The 8,998-nt window shown below is 64.5% G+C and carries 9 protein-coding genes and 1 tRNA gene; 8 read left to right on the top strand and 2 right to left on the bottom strand.

Annotated elements, in window-relative coordinates:
* The first annotated feature begins 241 nt into the window (after positions 1 to 241).
* A complete protein-coding gene (locus BQ17_RS16745; protein WP_141699337.1) occupies positions 242 to 658 on the top strand; it encodes a hypothetical protein in 417 nt (138 codons plus the stop codon).
* On the opposite strand, the gene BQ17_RS16740 is transcribed toward BQ17_RS16745, so the two are convergent.
* A complete protein-coding gene (locus BQ17_RS16740; RefSeq protein WP_141699336.1) occupies positions 655 to 2,319 on the bottom strand; it encodes a hypothetical protein in 1,665 nt (554 codons plus the stop codon). The two genes, BQ17_RS16745 and BQ17_RS16740, sit on opposite strands and share 4 nt — an antisense overlap.
* Positions 2,320 to 2,450: 131 nt before the next feature.
* Positions 2,451 to 2,526 (bottom strand) — tRNA-Thr (locus BQ17_RS16735).
* A 108-nt stretch (positions 2,527 to 2,634) separates the two neighbouring features.
* Here BQ17_RS16735 and thiD point away from each other — a divergent pair.
* From thiD to BQ17_RS16705, 7 genes are all read left to right on the top strand, one after another.
* Positions 2,635 to 3,441, top strand: coding sequence for a bifunctional hydroxymethylpyrimidine kinase/phosphomethylpyrimidine kinase (thiD, locus tag BQ17_RS16730; protein WP_089729002.1), 807 nt, complete (start codon positions 2,635 to 2,637; stop codon positions 3,439 to 3,441).
* Positions 3,438 to 4,100 carry a thiamine phosphate synthase gene (gene thiE, locus BQ17_RS16725; protein WP_089729000.1) on the top strand — a complete coding sequence of 221 codons (663 nt, stop codon included), beginning with the start codon at positions 3,438 to 3,440 and terminating at the stop codon, positions 4,098 to 4,100. The genes thiD and thiE overlap by 4 nt, the downstream gene beginning before the upstream one ends.
* Entirely contained in the window at positions 4,097 to 5,383 is a 1,287-nt protein-coding gene (hemL, locus tag BQ17_RS16720; protein WP_089728998.1) for a glutamate-1-semialdehyde 2,1-aminomutase, read from the top strand. Before thiE ends, hemL begins: the two co-directional genes overlap by 4 nt.
* A gap of 61 nt (positions 5,384 to 5,444) precedes the next feature.
* The gene (locus BQ17_RS16715; RefSeq protein ID WP_089728994.1) at positions 5,445 to 5,711 is read left to right on the top strand and encodes a hypothetical protein; all 267 of its coding nucleotides are present in this window, start codon (positions 5,445 to 5,447) and stop codon (positions 5,709 to 5,711) included.
* A 41-nt stretch (positions 5,712 to 5,752) separates the two neighbouring features.
* A complete protein-coding gene (locus BQ17_RS21030; RefSeq protein ID WP_218068324.1) occupies positions 5,753 to 6,172 on the top strand; it encodes a hypothetical protein in 420 nt (139 codons plus the stop codon).
* Between the two features lie 9 nt (positions 6,173 to 6,181).
* Entirely contained in the window at positions 6,182 to 6,679 is a 498-nt protein-coding gene (locus tag BQ17_RS22090) for a hypothetical protein (RefSeq protein ID WP_176722487.1), read from the top strand.
* Positions 6,652 to 8,637: a bifunctional DedA family/phosphatase PAP2 family protein gene (locus BQ17_RS16705; RefSeq protein ID WP_176722486.1), complete on the top strand. Its 1,986-nt coding sequence runs from the start codon at positions 6,652 to 6,654 to the stop codon at positions 8,635 to 8,637. The genes BQ17_RS22090 and BQ17_RS16705 overlap by 28 nt, the downstream gene beginning before the upstream one ends.
* Positions 8,638 to 8,998 lie beyond the last annotated feature (361 nt).

Below are 8,998 nucleotides of genomic sequence, written 5' to 3'. Positions count from 1 at the left end.
AGAAAACAAAGGGTTAGACGCCAAATGGTCCTCGTAACATACTGATTTTAAAGAATGTTACAAAGGGAACAACTCTATTATGTTTCCGAACCGGTTCCCGTCATTGTCTTTCTCACCGAGCCGATTGCGTTTCAGCTTCGCGCTTCCGATCGCATGCGCCGTTTTGCTCGTCGTAGGTTGCGAAGGTCTGCAACGCAATGAGGTACGGACACCCCTTTTCCTCGTGCTCGAAGAGCCGCTCATGATCCCGCCGCATCAGGCGCACGCGAAATTCCAACGTGGCCGTAAGGTACAAGGCGTAAATCGTTATGATCCCTGGTGCGAGCTCGAGACCGACGAGGTCTCGGAGCAGCCCCGGCGCATCGAGCCCGGGCGCTTCCTGGTGGGTCGGATCGAGCAGGCATTCATCCGGGATTACAACACGCGGATGCCGGCGGGAATAGGAGGCTTTGGTTGCGATGACCTCCTATTCCAGGAGACCACCCTCCGGATGGACCGTGGGACTTCGCCCCAGATCAGGTACTTGCGCTGTTTCGCCCCTTACGCCCATTGTCGATTCGGTCCGCCGTTGGCGCCGCAACAGATGCAATGGGTGTTGGGTTCCGGACTGCTTCTCACGCCAGAGGAGACCGCGAGAAAGGCCAAGTTACCCCGTTAGTTCTCCGCCACCCTGATGCAGGTCCCCGCGCTACATCTGAGGAAAAAATTGCCTCCGTTTTCGCACCGGACTCGGTGCAGCTCGAACTTGGGATGCGTATATTCGAGGGTAGTCCTGCCACCCAAGGGTTCACACCCGTGGGTCCTTGCATACTGCTCGGCGTAGTAGGCCCAAGCGCCCGCTTTCCTCGCATAATCCAGGGCGGATATGCCGGTCGGGCCTACTGCTGATAGGGTGCTTGGTGGAGTGCTCCGTGTAATGTGACGCGGCGTCGATAGGGCACGATCTTCGATCGGCGCAGCCCTGCTCGAGACCCCAACTGGTGGAACGGCGGTCATAGCCCCATCGTTGATACCCCCCACCCCGCTTGGTATAGCGGTAGTCATGGCGCTGTCGGTAGTGCTCGGGGTAATGGAGTACAGCATCGATAAGGCCCGATCTTCGACCGGCGGCGCGACCCCGCCGCGGCTACTTGGTGCAACGGCGGTCATGGCCCTGTCAGTAGTGCCCGGGGTAATGGGGCGCGGCGCCGATAGGGCTTGATCTTCGATCGGCGCGGCCTGGCCGCGGCTACTTCTACTTGGTACAGCGGCGGCCATGGCCCTGTCGGTGGTGCTCGGGGTAATGGGGCGCGGCGTCGATAGGGCTCGATCTTCGACCGGCGCGACCCGGCCGCGGCTACTTGGTGCAACGGCGGCCATGGCCCTGTCGGTGGCGCTCGGGGTAATGGGGCGCGGCGCCGATAGGGCTTGATCTTCGATCGGCGCGACCCGGCCGCGGCTACTTGGTGCAACGGCGGTCATGGCCCTATCGAGGGCACTCGGGGTAATGGGGCGCGGCGCCGATGGGGCTTGATCTTCGACCGGCGCGACCCGGCTGCGGCTACTTGGTACAGCGGCGGTCATGGCCCTGTCGGTGGTGCCCGATGTAATAGGGGGCGGCGCCGATAGGGCTCGATCTTCGACCGGCGCGGCCTGGCCGCGGGTACTTGGTACAGCGGCGGTCATGGCCCTGTTGTCGGTACTCGAGGCCGCAATTGGTGCCGCGGCGGTTTTTTCCGGCGGGGACGCCGCTGCGGTATCGGTCTCCCTGCCCGCTATCGCGCCGAAGGTATCTTCCGTGTCCTCGCCTTTGGAGACCACATCCTTGGTTGGTAAGGGCCGCATGGCCGCGGCAATGCGCCAGCGGTTCTCCTCCCACGACCGTCGTAACGCGTTAAGAGAAAGATCCAATTCATTTCTGTAGCTATCCGTAACATCGATTCTGAGCACTGACTTTTGTCCCTTGGCCGTTATTTTGGCGGCCACCATGGTGGCGGCGACAACCACATCGACACCCGCTCGGCGTTGGTTGAAATCCGTTTTCACCTCTACCGCAGCCGTCGAGACCGGCTCACCTGCGATTGCCATTGCCGTGGTGGTACTCAGCGGACGTCTGACCAGGAGCTTGTCGCCCGAGGCGTCGGCGATCTTCCAACCCTTGGTTACCGCCGATCCCATCGCGAGGGATTTCGCCTGCTGTACCTCGGCATCGGCGAGGAAGACCCATGGCCGGTTCCCCCTGAGGTCCACGAGGTCAGGTAGCTTGGTGGTACCGCAGCCGCTGACGAACATGACGACCGCCACGAGCACCGGTAGCGGATAGAAGCAACGCCTGCTCACAACCTCCCTCCGAAAACCCACTATAATCGCTCCGCGTCAACCGCTCCAGGTCGCGGGGCCGTCGGCGTCGAGATCCAAGGCCAGATACGGATGCACGGGGCCGTTTGGAACCATCTGCGACCCCATGCTTTTGGAGCCGATGCGCGGATTCGAACCGCGGACCTACGCATTACGAATGCGTTGCTCTACCGGCTGAGCTACATCGGCATGGGTGAACATTTAATTATATGCAAACGACAAAACACCCTCAAGCTACCGGCGGTGACAGCCCAATGAAGGCGACAACCGGGCGCCGAAAGATCGGCACCTGCGGTGATGATACCCGCTGATCTCGAGCCGGTCCTACTTTGTGTGGGCGGGCATGACCCCAGCGGCGGAGCGGGCATTCAGGCCGATGCGGAGGCCGCGCGGGCGGTCGGGGTCCATACCTGCAGCGTCATTAGCTGCCTGACCGATCAGGACACCTGCGGCGTCGTCCGCCTGTGGCCCCAGGGGCCCCGGATGATCGAGGACCAATGCCGCCGGGTGCTCGCCGACAGCCGTGTCGGCGCCCTCAAAATCGGCCTGCTCGGCAGCGCGCGGATCGTCCGGGTCCTCTGCGAACTCACTACCGGGCATCCGCAGCTACCCTTGATCCTGGACCCGGTGCTCGCCTCCGGCAAAGGGCGGTGGGTCGCAGACACCGCCCTGGTCAACCAGCTGCGCAACCATCTGCTCGGACGCTGCGCCCTGGTGACGCCGAACCTCCCGGAGGCCCGGATCCTGAGCAGTTTCAAGGAGCCGGATGACTGCGCCCAAGGGTTACTGCAGACCGGTTGCCCCTGGGTGCTGATCACCGGCACCCATGCTCCGGGGGATGAAGTGATCAACCGGCTCTACGGTCACGATGACAGCCGCCGGGAGTGGTCTTGGCCGCGCCTGCAAGGCACCTATCATGGTTCCGGCTGCACCTTGGCAAGCGCCGTCGCGGCCCGGATCGTCCGGGGCCTGGATCCGGAGGACGCCGTCGCCGAGGCCCAGGCCTACACCTGGGAGAGCCTGAACCGCGCCCTGCGCACCGGCCGCTGCCAGCTCACTCCCAACCGGCTCTTCGCCCTCGATAGTCCGGGACCACTGCAATGAGCCGACTGTACGGGCTCTACGCCATCACCCCCCAAGTCCCGAGCCAGCTCCCGAGGACCGCCCCGCCCCTGATAGAGCCCCTGATAGAGCAGGTCGAACAGGCCATCGCCGGTGGTGCCCGGCTGATCCAATACCGGAGCAAGGGCGGCGATCCGGCCGCACGCTTGCGCACGGCCCGTTCCCTGCTTGCGGTCTGCCGCGCCGCCGCCGTCCCGCTCATCGTCAACGACGACCTGGACCTGGCGGCCCGGATCGGCGCCGACGGGGTGCACCTGGGCCAAGACGACCCCGACCCGCGGGAGGCGAGAAGCCGCCTGGGACCGGGGGCCATCATCGGCGTCTCCTGTTACGACCGGCTCCAACGGGCGCTGCAGGCCCAGGCAATCGGCGCCGACTATGTTGCCTTCGGGCGCTTCTTCCCTTCCACCACCAAGCCCCTGGCCGTTCAGGCCACGCCGGAACTGCTGCGGCAGGCCCGCCGGCACCTCACGATGCCGCTGGTTGCCATCGGCGGTATTACTCCCGAGAATGGCGCCTTACCGATTGCGGCCGGCGCGGATATGTTGGCCGCCGTCGACGCCGTCTTCGGCCAACCCGACATCCGCGCCGCGGCCGCCGCCTTCGACGCGCTCTTTCACGCCAGAGATTGCGACCCATGACCCGATCCCATGACCTTTTCGCCGCGGCCCAGCGCCATATCTCCGGCGGCGTCAACTCCCCGGTCCGGGCCTTCCGCGGCGTCGGTGGCGATCCGATCTTCTTCGAGCGTGCCGCCGGCCCCTACCTGTTCGCTGCGGACGGCAACCGCTATCTGGACTATGTGGGCTCCTGGGGCCCCATGATCCTGGGCCATGCCCACCCCCAGGTCTTGGCGGCGGTTACCGACCGCATGCACAAGGGCCTCTCCTTCGGCGCCCCTACGGAGCTGGAGACCCGGATGGCGGACCAGCTCTGCGAGCTGATACCCTCCCTGGACCTGGTGCGCATGGTCAGCTCCGGCACCGAGGCCACCATGAGCGCCATCCGGCTGGCCCGCGGCCATACCGGTCGGGACAAGCTGGTGAAATTCGAGGGCTGCTACCACGGCCACGCCGACTCCCTGCTGGTCAAGGCAGGCTCCGGCGCCCTGACCCTGGGCGAGCCCAGCTCGCCCGGCGTACCGGCGGCCCTGGCCGAGCTCACGGTAACCCTCGCTTACAACGACCTGGATCAGGTCCGGGACACCTTTGCCCGCAGCGGAGAAGAGATCGCCTGCATCATCGTCGAGCCCGTGGCCGGCAACATGGGCTGCATCCCCCCGGAGCCGGGATTTCTGGAAGGACTGCGCGCGCTGTGCGACCGCTACGGCGGGTTGCTCATCTTCGACGAGGTCATGACCGGGTTCCGGGTGGCGCTCGGCGGGGCCCAGGGGCGCTACGGGGTGACCCCCGATCTCACCACCCTGGGTAAGGTCATCGGCGGCGGTCTGCCGGTGGGGGCCTTCGGCGGCCGCCGGGACGTCATGGAAAAGATCGCCCCCCTAGGTCCCGTCTATCAGGCCGGCACCCTCTCCGGTAACCCGGTGACTATGGCCGCCGGGCTCACTACCCTGGAGCTGATCAGTAGGCCTGGCTTTTACCAGGACCTGGAGGCTAAGACCGAGCAGCTGGTCACCGGGCTCGAAGCGCAGGCCGCGGCCGCTGGCGTACCCCTGACCAGCAACCGGGTCGGGGCCATGTTCGGTCTCTTCTTCACCGCCGCGGAACGGGTGACCGACTTCGCAGGGGCCACCGCCTGTAACCAGGACCAGTTCCGCGCCTTCTTCCACGCCATGCTGGAGCGGGGGGTCTACCTCGCTCCCTCCGCCTTCGAGACGGGCTTCCTCTCCGCGGCCCATAGCGAGGAAGATATCGCCGCCACCCTGCGGGCGGCAGCGGAGGCCTTCGCGGTTGTTCCCGGATAACGTCGGGCCGGCCCATGCGGATGTGAACCAAGTCTGAAATCCACAAGGAACCCTTCGGAATATGGCCAGCATAACTTTCGATACCCTGAAGTTCGTTCGCCGCCTCAAGGATTCCGGCATCCCGGAGGCCCAGGCCGAAGCCGTTGCCGAAGCATTCAAGGAGGCTTCCGGTGAGGCAGAGTTGGCAACCAAGCAGGACATCGAGCGACTCAAGCAGGACATCGAGCGACTTGAGCTGCGTATGGATGGCGAGTTCCGCCTCGTCAAATGGATGTTGAGTGCCACATTCGCCGGCATTGTAGCCTTGATCCTAAAGAGCTTTTTCTAACGCGGCTACATCAATGGCGAACAGGGCGACAAGCTGCTGCTATGCGCGCGCCGATTTTTTTGACTGTCACCGGCATCCTTCTGGTAATGCTCGTCGTATTCTGGTGGCTCCTAACCATCGGTTTCGGCGAGTCACGCTATTTCCGGCGTTGCTCGCTCGATTACTGGCTCCTGGTACCGGACATCATCCACCACCTACCGCTGGATTATTGCACCGGACCCGCCCTCTACCATTCTAGTGCCGGCGATGGACCTAAGCCTTCGACGGTTACGCGCTACTGCTATACGTCCGATCCGACTGCTGCCATCGCCCATTACCAAGCTCTGCTCCTGGAGCGGGGCTATCAGGGGCCGGAGCGACAAATTTATGATCGGGAATACCTCTATTTCCATCAGGATGACCGTTGGCTTAGGTTGGTAGCCATGCCACCGGACCGATTTGAAATCACCTATCTGGAATAGGAGTAACCGGTGTCGAATCGTGATGACATTAAAAGTAAACGCCTTATCTACACCTGCAACTGTGGTTGGATCGATCTGGGCCATGTAAAGGTCGACGCCAAATATCAATTCGTCGGCGTCAAGAATCTCTGGAAGCAGATCCGGGGCGGCGATCTCCCACCGGGGGTCGATCCTCGCAGGCTCTATGACTGCCCTGGTCCGAGCAGTTTTCCCTATGTGGACCCTCTGGAACGGCTCGCCCATTTTCACGACGGCGCGCCGGGATACAAGGTCACCTATAGACAGGATATGAGTAAATGGGGCCTTACGGCAGGTACCCAGCGCAATTATCTGGTCCGCTACGGACTCTCCTGGCAGGAAAAACGCGCGGTGGCCTTGGCGATCTTCATGGAGGTCTCGGTGCTGTTCGAGGGGTTCCAGAACAGTTTTCCATTGGTATTTCGACGCTGCCGTACTCGGCCGACCCCGACCACTACCCCATGGCCGAGCTGCTCCGGGATCTGCTGACCTGGGTCGCGGCCAATCCCGGCTGGGCCTATCTGGGTGTCTTCCTGGTAGCCCTGACCGAATCCCTAGCCATCGTCGGACTCATGGTGCCGGGTGCGATCATGATGGTCGGCACCGGGACCCTGATCGCCGCCGGCGCCCTGGACTTTTGGCCCGTGTGCCTGTGGGCAATCGCCGGCGCCGTGGTCGGGGACGGACTCAGCTACTGGCTCGGGCGCCACTACCGGGAACGGCTGACCAGCCTCTGGCCCTTCACCCGTTATCCGGACAGCCTGGCCGGCGGGGTCCGCTTCTTCCAGCGATACGGCGGCAAGAGCGTCGCCTTCGGGCGCTTCGTGGGTCCCATCCGGGCGGTCATTCCGCTGGTCGCCGGTATGCTGGGCATGCCGGTGGGGCGCTTCCTGGTCGCCAATATCCTCTCCGCCATCGCCTGGGCCCCCGCCTACCTGCTGCCGGGCATCGTCTTCGGCGCCTCCCTGGAGCTGGCCGCCGAGGCCGCCTTCCATCTGGTGCTGCTGCTGCTCGCCCTAGCGGTCGTGGTCTGGGCCGTGGCCTGGGGGGTACGGCAAGTCTTCCTGCTTTACAGCCCCCGTGCCAAGGGCTGGATCGAAGGCCTGCTGCGCCGGGCGGAATTTCACCCGCGGATGGGCGAGATCGCCCGTGCCCTCGCCGATCCCGGACACCCGGATGCCGCGGCCCTCACCGCCCTCGCCGGGGTCCTGCTCCTGACCACCCTGTTGTTCGCCCTGGTCACCGGCTTCACCGTCGCCGGGGCATCGGATCTACCGCTGAACCGGACGGTGCTGAGTCTCGCACTCAGCCTCCAAACCCCGACGGCGAACCAGCTCATGGCCGGCTTCAGCCGGCTCGGGGATCTCGCCGTCATCCTGCCCCTGATCCTGGTGGTCTGCGGCTGGTTGTACCGGCGCGGCGAGCACCGTCATGCCAACTACTGGCTCGCCGCGGGGACCTTCGCTATCCTCGCCGGGCCGCTGCTCGGGTATCTGCTCCAGATCCCGCGCCCTGACCCCGGGCCGGACGGACTCACGCCTTGGGCCTTCCCCAGCGGCCACACCCTGCGGGCCACGGTGGTCTACGGCTTCCTCGCCGTAGTGCTCGCCGGCGGCATGACCCCGACCTGGCGTTGGCTGCCCTACGCCTGGGCCGGTATGCTCATCACCCTGGTGGGCATCTCCCGGCTCTACTTCGGCGCCCACTGGCTCACCGCTGTCCTGGGCAGCCTCACCCTCGGGCTGGCCTGGGTGGCTACCCTGGGACTGGCCTATCGTCGCCACCGGGAGAGCGAGCCCGCCTGGCATCGGCTCGGATCTATTGCCCTAGGGACCTGTGCAGTCGCCTTCGGCCTCCAAAGCATCCTGTCTCAAGATCCCGATCCTGCCTTCCACGACCGACCCCTAGCGACCACCGCCATCACCGACGCCGATTGGAGGACCAGGGTCTGGCGTATCCTGCCGCGAACCCGGGACGACCTGCGGAAGGCCGGCCATCATCCCTTGAACCTCCAGTATGCCGGCCAGCTCGCCGACCTGCGCGACCAGCTCGCCCACCAGGGCTGGGAGCCGGGACCCAGGCTGAGCTGGGGCAGGGCCATCAAGCTGCTGTCCCCCTCCCTGCCTCTGGCGGAGCTCCCCGTCATCCCCCATGTCCACCAAGGCCGCCACGAGGCCCTGACCCTGGTCAAGCCCAGCCCTGGTAAGCGCCGGCTGGTGCTGCGCCTGTGGCCGACCGGCTATCGCATCGACGGCAAGGCGCCCCTGTGGATCGGGAACATCACCGCCCAACACAAGCGGGTCGTTCTCGATCTGCTCGTCGTACCCACCACGGACGCCGACACCCACAGCCCCCTGGATTCCGTGCAAGAAGACCTCTCCGCACTGCACCCCTTCCGCCCGGACCGGACCGCTCCCCTTTTGCTTCAGGCCATCCCTACGCCGTGAACCGCAAAGGCGGAAGGGATTGATTTTCGAACTTTATATCCGCAGATTACGCAGACTTCCGCAGATTATTTCATTCTTAATCTGTGAAAACCTGCGTAATCTGCGGATTCAAAATGCGAATTTGCAAAGGGACAAAGGTGCGGTGAGCGCGGCAGGTCAATTCAGGATGGCATCACGAGGAGGCGCGAACCGCATCAATGGTGTGGTGAGCGGCTGAAGGCGGGATGCGCTGCGCTTTCCCGCCCTACGGGGCTGCTTTGGAGTGCGCCGGCAAAGCGGCACGGCCGCATCGAACCTCAGTCACGGGGGATACCAGCGGCGTTGGCCGGGAATCCGGGCACTTAGGTTCCACCCGCGCCGC

Source organism: Candidatus Thiosymbion oneisti, assembly GCF_900092655.1.
Taxonomy (GTDB): Bacteria; Pseudomonadota; Gammaproteobacteria; order Chromatiales; family Chromatiaceae; genus Thiosymbion; species Thiosymbion oneisti.
This window is presented reverse-complemented; position numbering and strand designations above follow the sequence as displayed.

Bases quoted from the DNA above. Each gene is read 5' to 3' on its own strand.
- BQ17_RS16745 (WP_141699337.1), top strand. From the start codon at position 242: ATGATCCCGCCGCATCAGGCGCACGCGAAATTCCAACGTGGCCGTAAG.
- thiD (WP_089729002.1), top strand. From the start codon at position 2,635: ATGATACCCGCTGATCTCGAGCCGGTCCTACTTTGTGTGGGCGGGCAT.
- thiE (WP_089729000.1), top strand. From the start codon at position 3,438: ATGAGCCGACTGTACGGGCTCTACGCCATCACCCCCCAAGTCCCGAGC.
- hemL (WP_089728998.1), top strand. From the start codon at position 4,097: ATGACCCGATCCCATGACCTTTTCGCCGCGGCCCAGCGCCATATCTCC.
- BQ17_RS16715 (WP_089728994.1), top strand. From the start codon at position 5,445: ATGGCCAGCATAACTTTCGATACCCTGAAGTTCGTTCGCCGCCTCAAG.
- BQ17_RS21030 (WP_218068324.1), top strand. From the start codon at position 5,753: ATGCGCGCGCCGATTTTTTTGACTGTCACCGGCATCCTTCTGGTAATG.
- BQ17_RS16705 (WP_176722486.1), top strand. From the start codon at position 6,652: ATGGCCGAGCTGCTCCGGGATCTGCTGACCTGGGTCGCGGCCAATCCC.